The organism is Methanoregula sp., from assembly GCF_050010295.1.
Classification (GTDB): Archaea; Halobacteriota; Methanomicrobia; order Methanomicrobiales; family Methanospirillaceae; genus Methanoregula.
In genome coordinates, this window is record NZ_JBEKLH010000002.1 from 360,845 (window position 1) to 381,537 (window position 20,693).

Below are 20,693 nucleotides of genomic sequence, written 5' to 3' on the forward strand. Positions count from 1 at the left end.
TACCTCCCATGCTCGACAGGGAATGGCCACAGGAATCGGAACTGGTCGTCTGCACCGTAGAGAACGTCAAGGACTTCGTGGCATTCGTCTCCCTTGACGAGTACGGTGGCCGCCAGGGGCTCATCCCCATCTCTGAGATCGCAACGGGCTGGATCAAGTACATCCGTGACCACATCCGGGAGGGCCAGAAGATCGTCTGCAAGGTCCTCAACGTCGACCGGAACCGCGGCCACATCGACCTCTCCTTAAAAGACGTCAACGAGCACCAGCGGCGCGAGAAGATCCGCGAGTGGAAGAACGAGTCCAAGGCCCAGAAATGGCTCGGGTTCGTGGCAGAGCAGACAGGCGAGCCACTCGCCCCGATCGAGGACCTGATCTTCAGGAAGTACGGGGCTTTCTATCCGGTCTTTGAAGATATTGTGATCGACCCCGAGACCACGCTCAAAAAACTCGGCCTCCCGAAGAAGGTCTCCGAGGTCCTCCAGCGGGTGGCAGAGGAGAGCGTGAAAGTGCCCCGGGTCGAAGTGACCGGGCACCTGATCCTCGAGTCCACGAAACCCGACGGGGTCGATGTCATCCGGAAGGCGCTCGAGAAGGCGAACGCCTCGAAGAGTTCAGGGGCGGATATCGAGCTCCTCTACCTTGGGGCCCCGACCTACCGGATCAAGGTGACCGCGCCGGACTACAAGTCTGCCGAGAAGGCGATCGAGAAAGCGGCCAACGCCGCGATCGCGGTCGTGGAAAAAGCCGGTGGCGAGGGCAAGCTCGTCAAGAAACCGAAGTCCGGGAAGAGCCAATGAGCGGGCGTATCCGGCAGTGCATGGCAGACCATATCTATACCCTTTCCCCAACCTGTCCTGCCTGCGGCAGGCCGACATCCGTCGCCCACCCCGCCCGTTTTTCCCCGGAAGACAAGTACGGGAGATACCGGAGGATGGCGAAGCATGATTGAGGACATCTCGGTCCGGTACCTGGAAAGTTTCAAAGATAAGAGACCCGTCGACCCGATCCTGATCGAAGGGCTCCCCGGCATCGGCCAGGTCGGAAAACTCGTGGCCGAGTACATGATCCACATGCTCGTGGCCGAGAAAATCGGGGAGATCCACTCTATCTACCTGCCCCCCCAGGTCATCCTCGACGAGAGCGGGCTCGTCCGCCTGGCCCGGAACGAGCTCTACCTCTGCCAGAGCGCGGAAAAGGATATCGTCTTCCTCGTTGGTGACCACCAGAGCACCTCCAACGAGGGACATTACCTCCTCGCCGACACCTACTGCGAGATAGCAGAGGAGCTCAAAGTGAAACGGATCTACACGCTCGGGGGCTTCGGCGTCGGCCACCTCGTGAACGAGCCCCGGGTCCTCGGGGCCGTGAACCGGGCGGAGCTCCGGGAGGAGCTCGAGACCGCCGGTGTCATCTTCAACCGGGACGAGCCGGGCGGCGGGATCATCGGCGCGGCAGGCCTCATGCTCGGCCTCTCCGCCCTGCGGGGCATTGAAGCGGTCTGCCTGATGGGCGAGACGAGCGGGTACCTCGTGGACCCGATGGCCGCGGCAAGCGTCCTTGCCATCCTCTCGAACCTGATCGGTGTGCCGGTCGATCCCACGAAGCTCAACGACCGGGCGAGCGAGATGGAGAAGGTCATCGAGGGCCTTGTCGAAGGCGAGAAAATGAAAAACGAAGAGCTGAGTTACATCGGGTGAAACGAAGACTGGATACGTGAACCTTAAAAAAAGCAGCTGATGAGACAATCATCTTTAAAACTGAGATCTCTTAAAAAAGGTTGAAAAAATTTTAGGGGCATAATCTTATTTTCTGTTTCCCGGCACAACCCACATCGCCCCGATCCCAGCAAATGCCGTCTTGAATCGTCTCGATCGCGTCCCAACATAGAACAAGGCCGGCAAACCGGATTCCTCACCGAAGGAAAACATGCCCGGCATGATATTGCCGTCAGCGTCTTCTACGCGGCTGTCTCGGGCTCTGACTTCCACAGATCAATCGCTTTCATGGTCCGGCCTGCGGACAGTTCCTGGTATTCCTTCGAAAACCGCTGCTCGACTCGCGTGCGAACGAGCCGAGGAGGCCGACTGTTGCGGCACATTCACACCGCATTCCCGACGGTTTCAAAAATGTGCTCATCACCAGAATGGCTGTCCATCTTTCCTCCCTCCCGCGGTATTCTATCCCGGATCGTGTGAACGGGGATTTTTCGATCTTTTAGCATAATTGACACCCGATTAAAGGATCCCCTGCTCTTAACAATACGCTGGAACGGTCAGGCTGGACAGAGTGAGCAGCTCGTGATCCCGCAGGCCTGAAAAATTGAGGAGGGATCTTTCTGTCAGGATTTTCCTGTCAGACTTAACCTCTGGCCGATCTCACACAGCACATCCGAAACTATCTCCTCGCGGAGAGTGATGTCACTGATCCAGAACCGGATCGAGACCGTATAACCCGAGGGTTCAAGGCCAGAGAGGAGGACCCGTGATGAGAAGTTTCCGGGAAATATCTTCTGCAACGACAACTCGTATTGACGGGACTTCATCACTAGTCCCGGGATTTGTGCCATATTTTCCGGTATGATATTCGGGAGGATCTTCGGATGGGCAGTCAACACTGCAAGGATAGTATCCCGCGCCCGGACAAAGGGAAGAGCCGGTGGAAGTGTGATAGTCACGGGGATCTCGATATACCCTGATTGGGAGTAATTGACAATTTTTGAGGATAGCAAAGAAGCATTGGGCACGATAAACACCCTGCCATCCCGATCTTTTACAATCGTGCGTGTGAATGTCATGTCCCGGACCTGCGCAATACCGGTCTCGGGTTCATTACCGATCTCTATCCAGTTATCAAGCTCAATGGTCCGGTTAACCGCGATGATGATACCGGCGAGCAGGTTTGAGATGATCTGCTGGGACGCAAATGCGAGGGCAATACTGAGGATTCCCAGTGAGGCGAATGTGGCGCTGATATCAAACCCGAGAATGGTGAGGTCGAGGTAGTACAGTCCGATTCCAAAAATTATGTATCCCACCAATCTGGCTGTCCAGCGGGCGACCGAGCGGCTGGATAATCGTGTCAGCGCGATATAGACTGCCTTGTAGCAAAGGTAGGACAGAAAGATAAGTGCGATGGTGGCCGCTGTAAAGAGGATGAAGCTCTCGATGGTGACATTGCCAACGAGGATGTGCGTATCGCTCATACGTATCATTCCACCGTGAAGGGTCAAATAGCTGAGTGAGGGGGTGGGATCGAATTCAGACAGAAATGTTCTGGTGACGAATTCCCCGAACACCGGACCGCTTTTTTAAGACCGGTTCGTGTTCCCGGAGCAGGGCAAGTGCGTTCATCTCTCCTTTCCTGAATGATCGTACCCTCTTAACGTTGTGGTTTTCCCGGGGATACAGTTTTTCTGGGGATTTTTTCCCCGGTCCTTTTTTAGAACAGTCCTTTTCAGCTGACCGCCCGGGTCCCCCGGCTTTAGTCGGGAGAGGAAGTCCTTATCTTACTCCATAGCATAAGCCGGTGCTGCGCATTTTGGATTTGCAACGGAAATTCTGTCATTTAACCTGACCTTTAGTATGTCGGCTATTACAAAGAACGTTATTGACATGGCAACTATCCAGAGGATCACCGGAAGGCTTATGCTGTTCATGAATATGCCATAGTAAGCAAAGGCTATTCCAGCCAGTACTCCTCCCAGTGAGGCGGTTATGACTGCAATGCTTGGCATAAATTTGAAGGCCCATCCCCGCTCCCTGACGTTAAATACGGTCACTTTGTCTGATATATTGAGCATCAGGAACGCTGCAGTCGCGAGACCAGGTATTGACAACCTGAACACGCCAAGGCCAACCGGCACTAAAACCCGCACGGCAGGCTGCGATAACCATGAATATTCTGCCGGCACATACGTATCCTGCGATGCCTGCACCAAAAGCCCTCAGGTTCCCTCCGGGAAAGACGCTCCCTGAAGAGCTCTGCACCGCCATGAAACGGATCGAAGCCTACGGTGTCGTCTATCCCGCGGGGTATTACCGGGCGCTCCTCGAGAAGTACACCCGGGAGGGGGTCCGCTATCCCCACATCCTCATGATTCTCGGGCAACCGCGGATCAGCAACCACTTCTTCTATTCCCGTGCGCTCAAAAGGACCGGCAGGCTCCTCGATTACGGCTGCGGCACCGGAGACAATGTCCGGCAGCTGATCCGGGACGGTTTTCCCCGGGAGCGGATCACCGCGTTCGATATCAACCGGGCGAGCATCGATCTCGGGTTTGACCTGTACCGTGACAAAGAGGAGATCGGCGACCTCTTCATCGTTTCAGAAGCGTTCCCGTTCGGGCCGGCGGAGTTCGATCTGGTGTATTCAGCCTCCGTTCTTCACGTGATCGCCGACGAGGGGGAACTCGGAACGTATCTTGTGAATGCGTACTCTGCCCTCAGGCCCGGTGGCGTCCTCTTTGGTTCCACGCTCGGGCTGGTGGAGGGGGCGGCCAGGTCTCCTGATGAACGGGGGCCGCCACGCGTCATGCCGAGAGAAGAGCTGACCGCTCACCTGAACGGCGCCGGCTTCATCCGCCCTGAGATAGTCCAGCGTTATCATGTCCCGCATCATGTCGCTGACAACAGTGACACCATGTGCGTCTTTGAATTCTGCACGAAAAAGCCGGCATAACCTCGGCAGAGAGCGGCACAGTTCCGGGCAACCCTCCCGCGTGAGAACAGCATGGATTGTCGTCTGCTGACGTTCCGCTTAGGGCAATCCGCCTGGGAGGGAAAAGGGGTCAGGGAAGACCCGTCGCCCCCTCTGGTTTTCCCATCCTAAGCTGTCAGCAGCTCTTCGCATCTTTCCTGCAGCCTGTCGTACAGAATCAGAACCCTATCATGTACCCATACCGCGAGTATACTTCCTTTACGAGGTCGCCGACCTTCGGGTTCCCCCAGTCGTGCATCCATTCCGAGACGAGCGACTCGACCGTGATCGGGATGACGCCTGCCTGGAGCATCCGTTTCACCCCGTACTTATGGGCATCGTGCGTGGAATCGCCTGCAGCATCGATGAGACCGTACACCTCGTAGCCTTCTTTGATGGCATGAATGGCTGTGTAGGCAAAGCACATGCTCGTCCAGAGGCCCGAGACGACCATCTTCTTCCTTGCGGTCTTCTTTGCTGCGTTCCATGTCCGCTCGTCCTCGAAGGCGTCGAAGCTCAGCACCTTCCGGGAGTACACTTCCTGCCCGGGGAAAAGTCTCGTGATCTCGGGCATGAACTCCCCGTTCCCCGACGGGTTTATAGCCGACAATACCACCGGGATGCTCAGGATGCTTGCTGCCTTCGCCGCACAGTACGCGGCATTCCTGATGATCGTCTTGTCACCGGACGCTACACCCTTGAACATCGTGGACTGGTAGTCCACGAGCACCAGCATGCTGTTCTTGTCGTTCAGCAGTTCCAGACAGCCTTTCGGAGCATGTTCCATGGTTTTTTCTCCTCCTTTTGATAAAGTTCTCATCAACAAGAGTCATGATAAACATTGTGAACGGGGCATTTCATATCTCAGCTGTGACAGAATCCCGGCCTGAGGGAACTTCCGGACCGGGGCAGCCCGCTCAACCTGAATGAGTTCGCGGATTATATCGATCCTCCCGGTTCCGGATGGCTCACATTATATCCCGCGGAGGACAACCGGTAGGTAGCCATGTTCGCGAACGCCGACCTCCACATCCATTCCCCGTACTCAATGGCGGTATCCCGGTCCATGCAGCCGGAAAGTCTGATCCGGGTCTGTGTCACCAAGGGCATCAACGTGCTCGGCACCGGGGACGCACTCCACCCGGGATGGATGAAGGCATGGGAACCGTTCCGGGAAAACGCTGCCGGGATCGTCATCGTCCCGCAGGGCGAGGTTGAGGACGAGCGGCGGGTCCACCACGTCATCCTCGCAGAAGACCCGGCACAGTTTGGACAGCTCCGGGACCTGATGGCCGGGAAATGCAGGAGTTTCGAGACGAGCGGCAGGCCCCACGTGTACCTGAGCGGCGGGGAGATTGCCGCCGCAGCCCACGAAGTTGGTGCGATGATCGGGCCGGCCCACGCCTTCACGCCGTGGACTGCGATGTACGCCTACTTCGACCGCGTGGCCGACTGCTACGGGACGCAGCCCATCGACTTTGTGGAGCTCGGGCTCTCGGCGGACAGCTCGTACGGTGCTGCGATCCCTGACCTGTACAATGTCCCGTTTCTCACCAACTCGGATGCCCACAGCCCCCAGCCGGAGAAGATAGGGCGCGAGTTCAACCGCCTTCTCCCAAAAGCGCTCTCGGTAAAGGGGGTGCTTGCCTGCGTGAAGGAAGGGGGCATCGCGATGAATGCCGGGTTCTTCCCGGAAGAAGGGAAGTACAACCGCACCGCGTGTGTCCGCTGCTTCACCCAGTATTCCTATGAAGAGGCCGTACGGTACGGATGGCGCTGCCCGGACGACGGCGGGATCATAAAAAAGGGGGTGTCCGACCGGGCCCGCGAGCTCTCGAAGGGCGGCACGTCCCGCCCCCGCCCTCCTTACCTCCACATCGTCCCGCTCGGGCAGATCATCCAGACCGTGGAGGGTGCCTCGTCGCCGCACACGAAGAAGTGCACGGAGATCTATACATCGTTCATCGGCTCGTTCGGTAACGAGATTGCCGTGCTGATCGATGCACCGGTCGCGGAGATCCGTACCATTCACCCGAAAGTTGCAGATGCGGTTGAAGCCCTCCGGAGCGGCAGCGTGGTCCTCCACCCGGGCGGTGGCGGGAAGTACGGGACATTCTCCCTTTAGGTGAAACTGAATTCTGATACCAGCACCAGAAAGACCGGAATCCAGACAGGATCCGGTCCGGAATGTCATCACAATTCACGACGGAAACTGCGAACGGTACCCGAACCAAATCTTTATCGTCCATTCACCGCAATGTCTGGCTTGTGAAAACCATGGCCAAGAAAACTCTCACGACCGGCCAAGGAGTCCCGGTCGCTGACAACCAGAACTCCCTCATGGCCGGGCAGCGGGGCCCGGTCCTCCTGCAGGACGTCACCCTGATCGAGAAACTCGCCCACTTCAACCGGGAGCGGATTCCCGAACGTGTGGTGCATGCCAAAGGTGCCGGGGCGCACGGGTATTTCCAGGTCTTCACGAGCATGGTGGAATACACGAAGGCAAAATTCCTTCAGGACCCGAAGAAGAATACCCCGGTCTTGCAGCAGACGGCGGTGTTGGAAGGTCTCCTTGCTCAAACACCTTAACCATAGCCCGCTGCTGAGGCAACCGTTAGCTGGGTGGGCAAAGGATTATTCAAAGCACCACAGTGGATGAAATCATCCAACGATAGGAAGTGACCTTATGACTGACGACAGCAAGCGCCCGGTAAAGGGCGGGGTAAACAAACAAGCAACCGGCCCAGGCAGGTCCAACCGGGACTGGTGGCCGAACCAGTTGAACCTGAAGGTTCTTCACCAGCACTCTCCCCTGGCGAGTCCGATGGGCGAGGAGTTCAACTACGCTCGTGAATTCAAAAAAATCGACTTGGCGGCCGTGAAGAATGATCTGCAGGCGCTGATGACCGGCTCGCAGGACTGGTGGCCGGCGGACTTCGGCCACTACGGGCCCTTGTTCATTCGCATGGCATGGCACAGCGCCGGCACGTACCGCACCGGTGATGGTCGCGGCGGCGCCGGTGCCGGCCAGCAGCGCTTCGCGCCCCTCAACAGTTGGCCCGACAACGCGAACCTCGACAAGGCGCGCCGGCTGCTTTGGCCGATCAAGCAGAAGTATGGCAAGAAAATCTCATGGGCCGACCTCATGATTCTTGCTGGCAATGTCGCCCTGGAGTCGATGGGATTTGCGACCTTCGGCTTCGCTGGCGGTCGTGAGGATGTCTGGGAGCCGGAAGAAGACGTCTACTGGGGTTCTGAGAACACGTGGCTGGATGACAAACGCTACTCCGGCGACCGGAACCTCGAAAATCCGCTCGCTGCCGTACAGATGGGGCTGATCTACGTCAATCCGGAAGGCCCGAACGGCAACCCGGATCCGATCGCGGCGGCCAAGGATATCCGCGAGACGTTCGCCCGCATGGCCATGAACGACGAGGAGACCGTTGCGCTCATCGCCGGTGGTCACTCCTTTGGCAAAACCCACGGTGCCGGCCCCGCGTCCCATGTGGGGCCTGAGCCCGAAGCGGCGGGCATCGAGGAGCAGGGCCTCGGCTGGAAGAGCAGCTTCGGCACCGGCAAAGGCGGGGACACGATCACCAGCGGCCTGGAGGTCACCTGGACCCCCACGCCAACGAAGTGGAGCAACAACTTCTTCCGGACCCTGTTCCGCTACGAATGGGAACTGACGAAGAGCCCGGCCGGTGCACACCAGTGGAAGCCCAAGGGTGACGCAGGCGCCGGCACGGTGCCGGATGCCCACGACAAAACGAAGCGTCATGCGCCGTCCATGCTGACCACGGACCTCTCCCTGCGGTTCGACCCGGTCTACGAAAAGATTTCACGGCGCTTCATGGGGAATCCGGATCAGTTCGCGGACGCGTTCGCCCGGGCGTGGTTCAAGCTGACCCACCGCGACATGGGCCCACGCGCACGCTATCTCGGCCCGGAGGTTCCGGCGGAAGAGCTCATCTGGCAAGACCCCATCCCTGCCGTCAATCACAAACTGATTGATGCACTGGACATCCCCTCCCTCAAGGGCAAGATCCTAGCTTCCGGCCTGTCTGTGTCGGAGATGGTTTCGACTGCCTGGGCGTCGGCGTCCACCTTCCGTGGCTCCGACAAGCGCGGCGGTGCTAACGGTGCCCGCATTCGTCTGGCGCCGCAGAAGGACTGGGAAGTCAACCAGCCGGACCGGCTGGCCAGGGTTCTCAAGACGCTGGAGGGCATCCAGGGCGCGTTCAACAGAGCGCAGTCGGGCGGCAAGAAGGTATCGCTGGCTGACCTGATTGTTCTGGCCGGTTGCGCGGGCGTCGAGCAGGCTGCGAAGAAGGCTGGTTACGAGGTGACGGTCCCCTTCACGCCGGGACGCATGGACGCCTCGCAGGAGCAGACCGATGTGGCCTCCTTTTCCGTGCTCGAGCCGAAGGCGGACGGCTTCCGCAACTACCAGAAAACCCGCTATGCCGTATCGGCCGAGGAGTTGCTGGTCGACAAGGCGCACCTGCTGACCCTGACCGCACCCGAAATGACGGTGCTCGTTGGCGGCATGCGCGTGCTGGACACAAATTTCGGACAGACCCGGCACGGCGTTTTTACGAAGACGCCGGAAGCGCTCACCAACGACTTCTTCACAAACCTGCTCGACATGGGCACGGAGTGGAAGGCGGTATCGGACGACGGGGACCTGTTTGAAGGGCGCGATCGCAGGACGGGCGAAGTCAAGTGGACCGGCACGCGTGTCGATCTCATCTTCGGTTCGAACTCCCAGCTCCGGGCCTTGGCCGAGGTCTACGGAAGCGCGGACGGGCAGTTGAAGTTTGTCCAGGACTTCGTGGCAGCCTGGGCCAAAGTGATGAACCTTGACCGCTTCGATCTTGCCGGATCGTAGCATAAACATCTTCAATGGTGGAGAACCTCATGAAGGTGAATAAGGAACCTGGGCAGTGTGTGGCAAAAGGAAGGGATTGCAAACTTTGAACAGTGCAGTGAATGCGCCGCGTATCATCTCGTGGAATATCACGCTCAGGTGCCCCCTGAAGTGTTCCCACTGCTACGTGGATGCAGGAGAACACGAATCAGACGGCGTCCTCTCCACGCAGGAGGCATTTGCCGTCATCGACCAGATCCGGGCTACCGGAACACCGGTCGTTGTGCTGAGCGGAGGCGAGCCCCTCCTCCGGGAGGACATTTATGATATTGCACGGTACGGCACGGGGCAGGGTCTCCGGATGGTCATGGGTACCAGCGGGTATCTCATCGACAGCGGCACCGCGGCAAACCTTAAAGACGCGGGGATCCGGGCTGTGGCCATCAGCCTGGATTCCGACAACCCGGAAGTTCATGACTCGTTCCGTGGCCTTGATGGTGTGTGGGAGAGGGCCGTGGGAGCCTTAGGACACTGCCGCGATGCAGGGATCGCAGTCCAGATCAACATGTCCGTGATGCGGTCTGCCATCAGCGATGTCGAAGGGGTGATCGGGCTTGGGACTTCGCTCGGTGTCCGGGATTACCAGCTCTTCTTTCCCATCCCTACCGGGCGGGCACGGCAGATCGAGCCCCGCAGCCCGGAGGAGTACGAGGAGCTGATCCGGCAGGTCCTCATCCGTTACCGGGACGCCGGTCTCACTATCCGCCCGACCTGCGCCCCGCAGTTCCGCAGGATTGCGGACGGCCTTGGCATCACCAGCCCCGGGTGGGGACGGGGCTGCCTCGCCGGTATCACCTACTGCCGGATCTTTGCCAACGGTGACGTAACCCCCTGCCCCTACCTGCCTGTGAGCGCCGGCAACGTGCGGATCACGCCGTTTTATGAGATCTGGAATAATTCCGTTCTCTTTGCCGCGCTCCGCGATCCGGACCGGCTCACGGGAAAGTGCGGGCGTTGCAGCTTCAGGACGATCTGCGGCGGGTGCAGGGCCCGGGCATACCGACGCGTGGATGCTGCCTCTTCTCTCTGGTGCGACGGCCTGGCCACGCCGGATATACTCAAAGGGGAGATCTGCGGTGAAGATCCGTGGTGCACCTACCAGCCCGGGAGCGTGTCATGAGCGGATCCATCCAGCCGGACCTGACCGACCTTGCCATACTCAACGCCCTTCAGGATGACCTTCCGCTCGTACCCCGGCCATGGAAAGCGATTGCGGAACGCCTGGGAATGACGGAGACCGGGATGCTCGGGCGGATGAAAAAACTGGAGGAAGCAGGAATTATCCGGGGCATATCCCCGGTGCTTGAGTCCCGATCCCTAGGCCTGCATGCCGCGACCCTGGTGGCCCTCCATGTACCGGAAGAACGGGTTGACGAGATCGCGTCCCTGATCAGCAGCTATCCGGAAGTATCGCACAATTTCCAGCGTGCCCATTATTATTCCCTCTGGTTCACGATCGCTGCACAGAACGGGAAGGGCGTCCGGGGCGTGCTGGATGATATTCTCCGGAGGACCGGGATCCCGGCATCGGATGTCCTTGACCTGCCGACGGCTAAAAAGATAAAGATCGATGTGCGGTTCTCCCTGATACCCGCACGGGAGATGACTGATGGACCAGACTGATGTCCGCCTCCTCCGGGAACTGGAAAGCGGCCTCCCGCTCGTCCCGGCCCCCTTCGAGGAGACCGGAAGACGGCTGGGCCTGAGCGGTGATGAAGTGGTGGAACGGATCCGGCTCCTCAAGTCTGCCGGCGTAATCCGCAAACTCCGGGTCCGCATTGACCAGCGGAAGGTTGGCATCACCGCGAACGCCCTTGTGGCGTGGAAACCGGGGGGTGCAGGTGACTGCGACATGGGAAACCTGCTCGCAGCGTTTCCCTCCGTTACCCATTGCTATGAACGCCGCCCGGTACCGGGGCGGTGGGAGTATACCCATTATACCGTGCACCACGGGTACAGCAGGGAGCAGGTGCTGGAAGAGGTCGGGGCCATTGCAGGACAGACCGGTTGTCAGGATTATACCGTCCTCTTCAGCACCCGCGAGTTCAAGCGTGTGCCGAATGTGAGGCTGCGGGAGAACGGGGGGGATCTCCCGTGAACCGGATTACCCAGTGCCTGCACGGACGGGGAACGGTGAGTTCCGTCATCCGGCACCGGCATACACAGGAGACTGATGTGCCCAGTTCCTATCTTGCATTCTCGGGAATGTACCGCCCGGTGGTCTTCTGGAACCTGACGGACCGCTGCAACCTGAGCTGCACCCACTGCTACAACCGATCGGGACCCGGACGCGAGACGGCAGGGGAACTCACGACCGGAGAAGCAGTACAGGTCATCGATGACCTCGCCGGTATAGGCGTCCCGCTCATCCTGTTCTCGGGCGGGGAACCGCTCCTGAGGGAGGATATCTGGGAACTGGCCCGTCATGCCAGGGACCGCGGTCTCAAAATGGCACTCAGCACCAACGGGACGCTGATCACCTCTGACGTCGCTGTCAGGATCCGGGAAAGCGGGATAGAGTACGCCGGGATCTCGCTTGACGGTGCTACGGCAGAGACCCATGACCGGTTCCGGAATTCACCCGGTGCGTTTGGACAGACCGTCGCAGCATTTGCAGCCTGCCATGAAGCCGGGCTCCGGTGCGGGGTGCGGGTCACGCTCACCAGGGAGAACCACCGGGAACTTGAAGCCCTTATCGATCGTGCCCTGGAGCTTGGCGCCTCGCGCTTCTGCCTGTACTGGCTCGTACCCGCAGGACGGGGGATCGATTCCTATTCCCGGTTGCAGCTGGGCCAGAGCGAAGTGACAGAGGCCCTCACCCTCCTCTACCGGAAAGCAAAGCAGACCGAATCCGCACGTATGGAGTTTCTTACGGTCGATGCTCCCCAGGACTGCATCCACCTGCTCGGGTCCATGGAGCAGGACAGGTCTGAAGATCTTGCCGATGCCCGCGGGTTGCTGGCATCCTTGAAGGGCGGATGCAGTGCCGGTACCCGCGTGGCAAATATCGATGCACGGGGAAACGTGTTTCCGTGCCAGTTTGCCCGTTCACCGGAATTTCTCGTGGGGAACATCAGGGACCGCCCGTTCAGCGGGCTCTGGACGGACACGGCCAATCCTGTCCTCGCCCGGTTCCGGGAAAAGGAGGCCCGGTTCGGCGGCAGGTGCAGGGCGTGCCGCTATCGGGAGCTCTGCGGGGGGGGATGCCGGGTTCGGGCACATGCAGCGGGGGGGGATTTCCTGGCGGAAGATCCCTTCTGTTACGTAACCGATGAGAATCTGCACATCCAACCATAGTTCCGACCCTTCCGGGCAGCGCGTTCAAAAGCGGGATCGCGGTACTTACCAATGCGCCAGGTGCGGAGATACGCAGTCCATCCGAAGGTGAAGGATGCAATTGAAGACCTCCGGACCGGCGCGGTAATCCTCCACTCGTACGGCGGGGACGTACTGTTGGTTCCGCCTGTCTACCGTATTCGGAATATGCGCCCTGCGCATCCTTCCGGGCAGAGCATATCTGTCGTGAAAAAAAGAGAATTATCGTTACATATCGAAGTACAGCTGGAACTCCCACGGGTGGGGGCGGAGCCTGACCGCGTCTATCTCAGAGCGTTTGTACTCGATCCAGACATCGATCACATCTTGGGTGAAGACGCCTCCCTCAAGCAGGAACTTGTGATCTGCCTCGAGCGCGTCAATGGCCTGTTCAAGTGAACCGGGGACGGTCGGGAGTTTCTTGGCGGCCTTCCCTTCGAGCTCGTAGGTATTGCCCTCGAACGGCTTGCCAGGGTTGATCTTCTTTTTGACACCGTCGATGCCTGCCATGAGGAGCGCAGAGAAGGAGAGGTACGGGTTGCACATCGGATCGGGCGGGCGGAACTCGATCCGTTTTGATTTGGGATTCTCCGAGTACATCGGGATCCTGACGGCAGCAGAACGGTTCCTGAGCGAGTACACGAGATTGACGGGGGCCTCGTAACCCGGCACGAGCCGCTTGTAGGAGTTGGTGGACGGTGCGCAGAACGCCATGAGAGCGTTGGCATGTTTCAGGAGACCGCCGACATAATATTTCGCTGTCTCACTGATCATGCCGTATCCCTTCGCATCGAAGAAGAGGTTCTTTCCGTTCTTCCAGAGCGACTGGTGGGTGTGCATCCCCGAGCCGTTGTCCCCGAAGAGGGGCTTGGGCATGAAGGTCGCGACCATGCCAAAGTCGCGGGCCATATTCTTGACGATATACTTGTACATCATGCAGTGGTCCGCCATCCTGACCAGCGGACTGTATCGTATGTCGATCTCGTTCTGGCCGGCAGTTGCCACCTCGTGGTGGTGGACTTCGATAGGAATTCCCGTCTCAATCATCTTGAGGATCATCTGGCTCCGGACATCCTGGAGCGAGTCGTGCGGCGGTACCGGGAAGTACCCTTCCTTGTGGCGGGGTTTGTACCCGAGGTTGGGCTGTTCGTCCCGCCCGGAGTTCCAGATACCTTCTACCGAATCCACCGAGTAGAACCCCTGGTTGACGGTCTGGGAGTACCTGACATCATCGAAGAGGAAGAACTCGTACTCCGGCCCCCAGAAACTCTGGTCGGCAATGCCGGTGGACCTGAGATACTCCTCCGCCTTCTGGGCAATAAACCTCGGGTCCCTCGTGTAGGCTTCCTTGGTCACCGGATCAAAAACGTTGCAGATGATCGAGAGCGTGGGTACTTCGCAGACCGGGTCAGTCACAGCGGTAGCAGCGTCCAGGTACAGGACCATGTCCGACTCCTGGATCTTCTGGAACCCGCGGATGGAGGAGCCGTCGAAGCCTATCCCTTCCGACCAGATTCCCGACTTGGGATCGGGAGAGTCGCTCAATTCCGATGCAGGGATTGAGAAATGCTGCCAGAGGCCGGGCAGGTCGTTGAATTTCAGGTCAACGATCTGGATATTCTTCTTTTTTATAAGAGAAGTCACACCGCTGATCTGCTCTTTTGTCACTTCTGTCATTTTTTTTGGTTTATTCGCTTGTGCCATTCTAACACCATCCATAGAGGAACACACTGAAACGGTGCCCAATGCATGTGCAAAATAACCAGGCATGCTAGGTATGCCGTGTCTGCACTAGGAAATATATTTCTATGTATCTGTATTTAAAAACTGTTTATTGAAGAGAAGTGGTCAAATCTTTTTTATGGAAGAAACAATGCCGAAAAAATCTAATTTTCAGACGCTTAATCATGTCCTGCATATGGGAAGCCCGGTGATGTATGGTCAACAGACGCCGGGCTTCCAATAGAAACATCCTTCCCCCAATGTTATAAATATATTTCCCCCTTACTCTTTTGGATCGTTTCCTTCCAGCCGGGGGAGGATGAACCTCACGGTCCCGGCAGTATTTTCCGGATCTGTGCGATGACAGGATATCCGGAACAGTTTCCGTAAATATTAATGAAACAGGAAACCAATATGCTTAGTCAATGCTCAAAGTACATCGGGATATTTGTGGATATTGCGGTTGCTGCGTCTCTGTCTGTTCTGAAGGTGCCCTCGAACTGATCGACGCCTACCTTTCCGTTGAGAAGAACTGCACGAGCTGCGGTGTCTGTGCGAAAGTATGCCCCCTCGGTGCCCTGGAGGTAGTGCATGAGAAATAAGTACGACGTGCTCGTCATCGGAGGAGGCCCGGCAGGAGCGCTTGCGGCAAAGACCGCTGTCGAGAAAGGGCTGACCGCGTGTATCGTCGAGAAACGCCCGGCCATCGGCGCCCCGGTCCGGTGTGCGGAAGGTATCGGGAAGGAAGCCCTCCTCGAGTTCATCGAGGCCGATCCCCGCTGGATCTCTGCCGAAATGACGGGTGCAGGTATTGTTGCGCCCGATGGCTTTTTCATGAAACTTGAGTCAGCGATCGCGGGAAGCAAGGTTGGGTACGTGCTCGACCGCAAGATCTTCGACCGCGAGCTGGTGTGGAGGGCGGCAGAGGCAGGAGCCGACGTAGCCGTCAAGTCCCGGGCAGCAGCCCCGATCCTGGAGGACGGGGTTGTCAAAGGCGCAAAAGTCGAATACTGCGGCAAGGTCATGAAGGTGAGCGCCGATGTGGTCGTTGCCGCGGACGGCGTGGAGTCGAAGTTCTCGAAATGGTGCGGTATCGATACGACTGTCCCGGTCCGCGAGATCATGTCCTCGGTCCAGTACGTCATGGCCGACATCGATATCGACCCCCACTCCACCATCTTTTACCTCGGGAGCGATGTCGCACCGGAGGGGTACCTCTGGGTATTCCCCAAGGGAGCGCGTTCAGCAAATGTCGGGATCGGTATCTCCGGCAGGAAGAGCGGGACAGGACACCGGGCAAAGGACTACCTTGACAGGTTCGTGAAAAAGACCTTCCCAAAGGGAAAGACCATCGAGTATATCCCCGGGGGGGTCTCGGTCTGCCGACCGCTTGACTGTACAGTGGGCGACGGTCTCCTCATTGCCGGAGATGCCGCACGGGTCGTCGACCCCCTGACCGGCGGAGGTATCTACAACGCGATGGTCACCGGCAGGCTTGCGGCAGAAGTGGCTGCAGACTGTATCGGCAAGGGCGATCTCTCGAAAAAAGCCCTCATGGTATATGACAAGACCTGGAGGACGTCCAGGATGGGCAAGGCGATCGAGCGGAATTACCACATCAAGGAATACCTGATAAAACAGCCCGATGAAAAACTCAACGAGATCATCCACTCCGTCTCGAAACTGAACCTCCAGGAGTTCTCCACCCTTACCCTGATAAAAGAGTTAATCCGGATCAACCCGAGACTGGTGCTCGAGCTGGGCGCGCTCGCGGCATCAATCCGCTGATCTTTTGAGTTGTCTGTTCAGGAGCCGCAGGCTCCACTGCCAGTTTTGCGGGGCTCCGCCCTATCCCGCCGAGCCCAACGACGATGATGTACATGACTACCTGTCTCCATCACCGGCATTGAAATAATTTGCGCATCAATTCCTGATCGTGATCTGCGGGGTCGACGAAGCGGGGAAGGGCTCGGTGCTGGGCCCGATGGTGATAGCCGCCGTCGGTGTAGCATCGGAGGACACACTGGCTGACCTCGGGGTGAAAGACTCAAAACTCCTTGCGCAGAAAGAGCGTGAACGTCTCTATTCCCTGATCCGGAAACGGTGCAGGATCACCACGGTGAAGCTCGATGCGGAGGAGATCGATTCTGTCCGCACCCAGATGACCCTGAACTCGGCGGTCGCGAGGGCCCACGCCCGGGCGATCAGCAGGCTCTCGCCGTCCTGTGCCTATGTCGACGCCTGCGATGTCAATACTTTCCGTTATGCCGAGATGGTGAAGAATAATCTCGATCTCGAGTGCGAGATCGTCTCCGAGCACCATGCCGACGAGAAATTCCCTGTTGTCTCAGCCGCGAGTATTGTCGCAAAAGTCACGCGTGACCGGGCGATCTCAGTTCTCGCAAAAAAATACGGGGAGATAGGCAGCGGCTACCCGTCAGACCCGGTCACTATCCGGTACCTGACCGCATACATCGAAGATCACCGCCACCCCCCGCCCATCGCCAGGAAGAGCTGGAAGACGGTCAGCGCGATCCTTGCAAAAAGATCGCAGAGCCAGCTCTTCGATTTCTAAGAGGTCTTCAGAATGTCGAAGGTCGGCTTTTGCCTCCCTTCTCCTTCTCGGGGTTTGATACCCCCTCGAACCTCTAAGAGGAGAAGATTTACGAAGTAAATCTTCGACTGCCGTTGTTCGCACGACCGGTGTAACCGTCGATCCGTTACTGCGGGCAATTCTTTTATTGCTCCGAAAATGCCATAGTTGCTGATGGACTGGATCCTTCCTGCAGTTCTTCTTGTCGCAGCCTATGCCCTCGCTGCGTATTCTATTCACAGGAAAAAACTGTGGCAGGACCATATCACCTTCTATGGGCCGTTCATGGCTGTAAAGACCGACAAGGTCGGGTTTTTTGACGCGTTTATCCGGTTCCGTACTTTCCTGCGGATCTACGGCACGCTTGGCGTCTTCATGGTGGCGCTCGTCTCGGTCCTGATGACCGTGATGCTGGTGTACTCCGTCCAGCATATCGTGGTCCAGCGGCCCCCGCTGACAGCAGCCAACGAACCGAAGAACGTCCTTGCCATCCCCGGGATAAATGACTTCATCCCCTTTACCTTCGCCGTCTGGTTCGGCCTAATCGCCACGATGGTTGTCCACGAGTTCGGGCATGCCGTCCTCTGCCGCGTCGAAGGGATCCGCGTACGGGCACTGGGGGTCCTGCTCGCGGTGATCCCTGTCGGCGCCTATGTCGAGCCCGATGAAGAGGACCAGGAGAAGGCGAAGGGCCTGTCCAAGATGAGGATGTTCGGGGCCGGTATCACCAACAATATCCTCTTGGGGCTGGTCTGTTTTGTCCTCCTGGTCATCCTGCTGGGTTTTGCTGTCCCGCTCTCCACCCCACTCGTCCACGGTGTCTACGTAGACTCCCCTGCCTATACCGCCGGCATACCCCCGAATTCGGTGATCCGGGAAGTGAACGGCATCAGCGTATCGACGACGGACGATGTCGCCCGTATGCTCAACTCGACCCGGCCCGGTGATCCGGTCAGGCTCCTTGTCGAAAACAACGGACAACTAAAGCCCTATACCCTGACGGTTACATCATGGCCAGCAGAGCTCGGGCCGCGGCAGAGCGGGTTCATGGGGGTCTCGTATTATGATGCCCCGCTGGTAAAATCACAGTTCGATCTCCTCCATGGGCCCATCGGTCCCGTCATCCTGCTGGCAGTCCCGATCTATACCATCACGGACCCCGGGCAGTGGAGCCAGTTCAGCCTCCTGACCATCGACACTACGGATGCGGTGATGTGGCAGGTGCCCTTTTCCCAGTTCTGGTTCGTTATCCAGCTCCTCTTCTGGTGCGGCTGGTTCAACGTTGTGGTCGGGACCTTCAACGCTCTCCCGCTCATCCCGCTCGACGGGGGATATATCCTGAAAGAGGGTGTCGACCGGGCGTTCGACCGGCGGGGGTGGTCCCGGTACTCAGGCTACGTGGTCAACGCAGTAAGTTATCTCATGCTTATCGTCCTGCTGGCCGTGGTGATCCTGCCGTACATGCTGAACATGTAGACGGATTCCGGCGGATCGTCGATCCCCGCGGCTTTCCTTTACCCCCGGATTACGGCTCCCGGAACAGGTGCCCGAACTCCTCAGGCCGGTTCAGGAACGCCAAGATCGGCGAGCGCTTTTCAATCAGTTCGTAGAGAGGATCAGTAATTGTGCCAGACTCTCCGGCTATCCTCCCGGCTTTCCGCATTCTTATGGCGATGTGGTCCGGGTAGGCCGGGTTCTTCCTGATCTCGCCGTTCCTCATCTCGAAAAATGCAGCACCGCGCCGTTCCTCGTATCCCTGGTATTCCCCGGCAAACACCGATGAGACGATGTTTGCCATCTGCAGTATTGCAGTATGGGACGGATTGATGGTCACGTGGCCATATCCCGGCGGGACGATCACCATTTCCCCGGCACAGGCGGAGATCAGCACGACGTCGGAACAGTCCATGGTCTGGATCAGGTAGTGTGCCTCGCCGGCAAGTACTTCATAGATCTCAGGATAGCCCGTCCCTGAAGAATTGAGCGGGTGGAAATGCCCTTTTGTCTTGATATATTCCCCGCAGAGATCCCCGGGAGGGATTACGGTGATGTCGAAGCGGATCCGCTGCTCTTCGATCCACCTGCGGTCTTCGGCTGACCGGGCAACATTGCGGTACATATAATAGGCCGGCCCCCTGCAAGGGCAGCCCGGCCGTGCAAGCACCTTTCTGAGCTCGTCCATGTCCCGGACGGCCGGCTCCGGCAGTAGCCCTTTCCAGTACACGGGGACCGGCCGCCCGTGCAGTACTTTCTTTTCAGGGACGTTATCTGCCATTCATTTCCTCCCGCCGATTACGGTCCTGGCCAGTTCGTAGAATTCCGGATCGACCGTCTTCAGGCGTGAGACTGCGGCCTCAAGCGGGACGCCGATGACCCGGTTTCCCTCCAGCCCGACCATCCTGCCGAATTCCCCGTCCTTCACCAGCTTGACGGCAGCGGCCCCGAAGCGGGTCGCGAGCACGCGGTCATAGGCAGTCGGTGAACCGCCCCGCTGGATGTACCCGAGGATCGTGACGCGGGTCTCGACTCCCGTCCTGCGTTCGATCTCCCTGCCGAGAAGGTTTCCGACGCCCACGAATTTCTCATGCCCGCACTCGTCCCTTGCGTCCTCCGGAACCGGCAGGAGACCGATGTCCTCGCGGTGCGCTCCTTCGGCAATCACGACAATGGAAAACTTCTTTCCCGCCTCGTACCGCGCCGTGAGGTTTTTGCAGACCTCGTCCATCGTGAAGTGCACCTCGGGTATGAGGATCTCGTCTGCCCCGCCGGCGATTCCAGCCGTGATCGCGATCCAGCCCACGTTCCGTCCCATCACTTCGACCACGATGATCCGATGATGGGACTCGGCAGTGGTATGGAGCCGGTCTATGGCCTCTGTTACGGTCGTTATCGCGGTGTCGAACCCGATTGAGACATCGGTTCCCAGAATATCGTTGTCTATGGTTTTTGGGATGCCCACAATCGGGATCCCCTGCTTCGCGACATCCCGTGCAGCCGAGAGGGTGCCGTCGCCTCCAATGACAACAAGGGCGTGAATGCCGTATTTTTTCAGGTTATTTTTGATCTTCTGGAAGTCCGATGTGTTTTTAAGCGGGTTGGTGCGCGAGGTGCCGAGAATAGTTCCCCCTTTTGGCAGGATCCCGGACACGGAGAAATCGGTGAGCGGCTCCACATCGCCTTCGATGAGTCCCATCCACCCGTTGCGGATCCCGAGTGTCTCGAAGTCATGTCGTATTCCCGACCGTACGACTGCCCGGATCGCCGCGTCGAGCCCGGGGCAGTCGCCCCCTCCCGTCAGAACGCCAATTGTTTTCATGGTCCGATCTCCCTATTGTTTCCTGCCGTCATATACCCTCATTGTCGTGCCCGGTATTCCCCGCCGCTCCCGCACTGCCTGCTTCTTCCCTTATCATAGACGATCCCTCACCGTTCCTTTCC

20 protein-coding genes and 1 pseudogene are annotated in these 20,693 nt (G+C 58.4%); 15 read left to right on the forward strand and 6 right to left on the reverse strand.

Going from position 1 to position 20,693, the window contains the following annotated elements:
* Positions 1-8 precede the first annotated feature (8 nt).
* From ABSB80_RS04760 to ABSB80_RS04770, 3 genes are read left to right on the forward strand one after another with little or no spacing between them, the layout of a single operon-like run.
* Positions 9-800, forward strand: a complete 792-nt coding sequence (locus ABSB80_RS04760; RefSeq protein WP_428368700.1) for a translation initiation factor IF-2 subunit alpha — start codon at positions 9-11, stop codon at positions 798-800.
* A complete protein-coding gene (locus ABSB80_RS04765) occupies positions 797-952 on the forward strand; it encodes an RNA-protein complex protein Nop10 (protein ID WP_428368702.1) in 156 nt (51 codons plus the stop codon). Before ABSB80_RS04760 ends, ABSB80_RS04765 begins: the two co-directional genes overlap by 4 nt.
* Positions 945-1,700 (forward strand): proteasome assembly chaperone family protein, encoded by a 756-nt coding sequence (locus ABSB80_RS04770; protein ID WP_428368704.1) that lies wholly within the window; start codon positions 945-947, stop codon positions 1,698-1,700. Before ABSB80_RS04765 ends, ABSB80_RS04770 begins: the two co-directional genes overlap by 8 nt.
* A 641-nt stretch (positions 1,701-2,341) precedes the next feature.
* Here the strand turns inward: ABSB80_RS04770 and ABSB80_RS04775 are convergent.
* Both ABSB80_RS04775 and ABSB80_RS04780 read right to left on the reverse strand, forming a co-directional pair.
* Complete coding sequence (locus tag ABSB80_RS04775) at positions 2,342-3,205, reverse strand: mechanosensitive ion channel family protein (protein WP_428368706.1); 864 nt, start codon at positions 3,203-3,205, stop codon at positions 2,342-2,344.
* 303 nt (positions 3,206-3,508) lie between these two features.
* A complete protein-coding gene (locus ABSB80_RS04780; protein ID WP_428368708.1) occupies positions 3,509-3,865 on the reverse strand; it encodes a hypothetical protein in 357 nt (118 codons plus the stop codon).
* Between the two features lie 62 nt (positions 3,866-3,927).
* Here ABSB80_RS04780 and ABSB80_RS04785 point away from each other — a divergent pair, with 62 nt between their 5' ends.
* A complete protein-coding gene (locus ABSB80_RS04785) occupies positions 3,928-4,680 on the forward strand; it encodes a class I SAM-dependent methyltransferase (RefSeq protein ID WP_428368710.1) in 753 nt (250 codons plus the stop codon).
* Positions 4,681-4,876: 196 nt separating this feature from the next.
* Here the strand turns inward: ABSB80_RS04785 and ABSB80_RS04790 are convergent, their stop codons facing one another.
* Positions 4,877-5,485, reverse strand: a complete 609-nt coding sequence (locus ABSB80_RS04790) for an isochorismatase family protein (RefSeq protein ID WP_428368712.1) — start codon at positions 5,483-5,485, stop codon at positions 4,877-4,879.
* 219 nt (positions 5,486-5,704) lie between these two features.
* On the opposite strand from ABSB80_RS04790, the gene ABSB80_RS04795 reads away from it, so the two are divergent.
* The 7 genes and pseudogenes from ABSB80_RS04795 to ABSB80_RS04825 all read left to right on the forward strand — a co-directional run bounded on the left by ABSB80_RS04795 (position 5,705) and on the right by ABSB80_RS04825 (position 12,922).
* Complete coding sequence (locus tag ABSB80_RS04795; protein ID WP_428368714.1) at positions 5,705-6,823, forward strand: endonuclease Q family protein; 1,119 nt, start codon at positions 5,705-5,707, stop codon at positions 6,821-6,823.
* A 152-nt stretch (positions 6,824-6,975) separates the two neighbouring features.
* Positions 6,976-7,266: pseudogene (locus tag ABSB80_RS04800) on the forward strand (catalase); the annotation flags it as partial.
* 118 nt (positions 7,267-7,384) lie between these two features.
* Positions 7,385-9,586, forward strand: a complete 2,202-nt coding sequence (gene katG, locus ABSB80_RS04805) for a catalase/peroxidase HPI (RefSeq protein ID WP_428368716.1) — start codon at positions 7,385-7,387, stop codon at positions 9,584-9,586.
* A gap of 85 nt (positions 9,587-9,671) precedes the next feature.
* Positions 9,672-10,745: a radical SAM protein gene (locus ABSB80_RS04810; RefSeq protein ID WP_428368718.1), complete on the forward strand. Its 1,074-nt coding sequence runs from the start codon at positions 9,672-9,674 to the stop codon at positions 10,743-10,745.
* Positions 10,742-11,248: an Lrp/AsnC family transcriptional regulator gene (locus ABSB80_RS04815; protein ID WP_428368720.1), complete on the forward strand. Its 507-nt coding sequence runs from the start codon at positions 10,742-10,744 to the stop codon at positions 11,246-11,248. The genes ABSB80_RS04810 and ABSB80_RS04815 overlap by 4 nt, the downstream gene beginning before the upstream one ends.
* On the forward strand, positions 11,235-11,723 hold the full coding sequence (ahbB, locus tag ABSB80_RS04820) for a siroheme decarboxylase subunit beta (RefSeq protein ID WP_428368722.1): 489 nt from the start codon (positions 11,235-11,237) through the stop codon (positions 11,721-11,723). Before ABSB80_RS04815 ends, ahbB begins: the two co-directional genes overlap by 14 nt.
* Positions 11,720-12,922: a radical SAM protein gene (locus ABSB80_RS04825; RefSeq protein ID WP_428368724.1), complete on the forward strand. Its 1,203-nt coding sequence runs from the start codon at positions 11,720-11,722 to the stop codon at positions 12,920-12,922. Before ahbB ends, ABSB80_RS04825 begins: the two co-directional genes overlap by 4 nt.
* 246 nt (positions 12,923-13,168) lie before the next feature.
* On the opposite strand, the gene glnA is transcribed toward ABSB80_RS04825, so the two are convergent.
* Positions 13,169-14,644 carry a type I glutamate--ammonia ligase gene (gene glnA / locus ABSB80_RS04830; RefSeq protein ID WP_428368726.1) on the reverse strand — a complete coding sequence of 492 codons (1,476 nt, stop codon included), beginning with the start codon at positions 14,642-14,644 and terminating at the stop codon, positions 13,169-13,171.
* Between the two features lie 443 nt (positions 14,645-15,087).
* Between glnA and ABSB80_RS04835 the strand changes: the two genes are divergently transcribed.
* The 4 genes from ABSB80_RS04835 (at position 15,088) to ABSB80_RS04850 (ending at position 18,731) form a co-directional block, all read left to right on the forward strand.
* Positions 15,088-15,264 (forward strand): 4Fe-4S binding protein, encoded by a 177-nt coding sequence (locus tag ABSB80_RS04835; RefSeq protein WP_424028739.1) that lies wholly within the window; start codon positions 15,088-15,090, stop codon positions 15,262-15,264.
* Entirely contained in the window at positions 15,254-16,450 is a 1,197-nt protein-coding gene (locus tag ABSB80_RS04840) for an NAD(P)/FAD-dependent oxidoreductase (RefSeq protein ID WP_428368728.1), read from the forward strand. Before ABSB80_RS04835 ends, ABSB80_RS04840 begins: the two co-directional genes overlap by 11 nt.
* A 148-nt stretch (positions 16,451-16,598) precedes the next feature.
* Positions 16,599-17,237: a ribonuclease HII gene (gene rnhB / locus ABSB80_RS04845; RefSeq protein WP_428368730.1), complete on the forward strand. Its 639-nt coding sequence runs from the start codon at positions 16,599-16,601 to the stop codon at positions 17,235-17,237.
* Positions 17,238-17,429: 192 nt separating this feature from the next.
* Positions 17,430-18,731 (forward strand): site-2 protease family protein, encoded by a 1,302-nt coding sequence (locus ABSB80_RS04850; RefSeq protein WP_428368732.1) that lies wholly within the window; start codon positions 17,430-17,432, stop codon positions 18,729-18,731.
* Between the two features lie 49 nt (positions 18,732-18,780).
* Here ABSB80_RS04850 and ABSB80_RS04855 read toward each other — a convergent pair whose 3' ends face one another.
* Positions 18,781-19,530, reverse strand: coding sequence for a glucose-6-phosphate isomerase family protein (locus tag ABSB80_RS04855; RefSeq protein WP_428368734.1), 750 nt, complete (start codon positions 19,528-19,530; stop codon positions 18,781-18,783).
* The gene (locus ABSB80_RS04860) at positions 19,531-20,571 is read right to left on the reverse strand and encodes a 6-phosphofructokinase (protein WP_428368736.1); all 1,041 of its coding nucleotides are present in this window, start codon (positions 20,569-20,571) and stop codon (positions 19,531-19,533) included.
* Between the last annotated feature and the right edge of the window lie 122 nt (positions 20,572-20,693).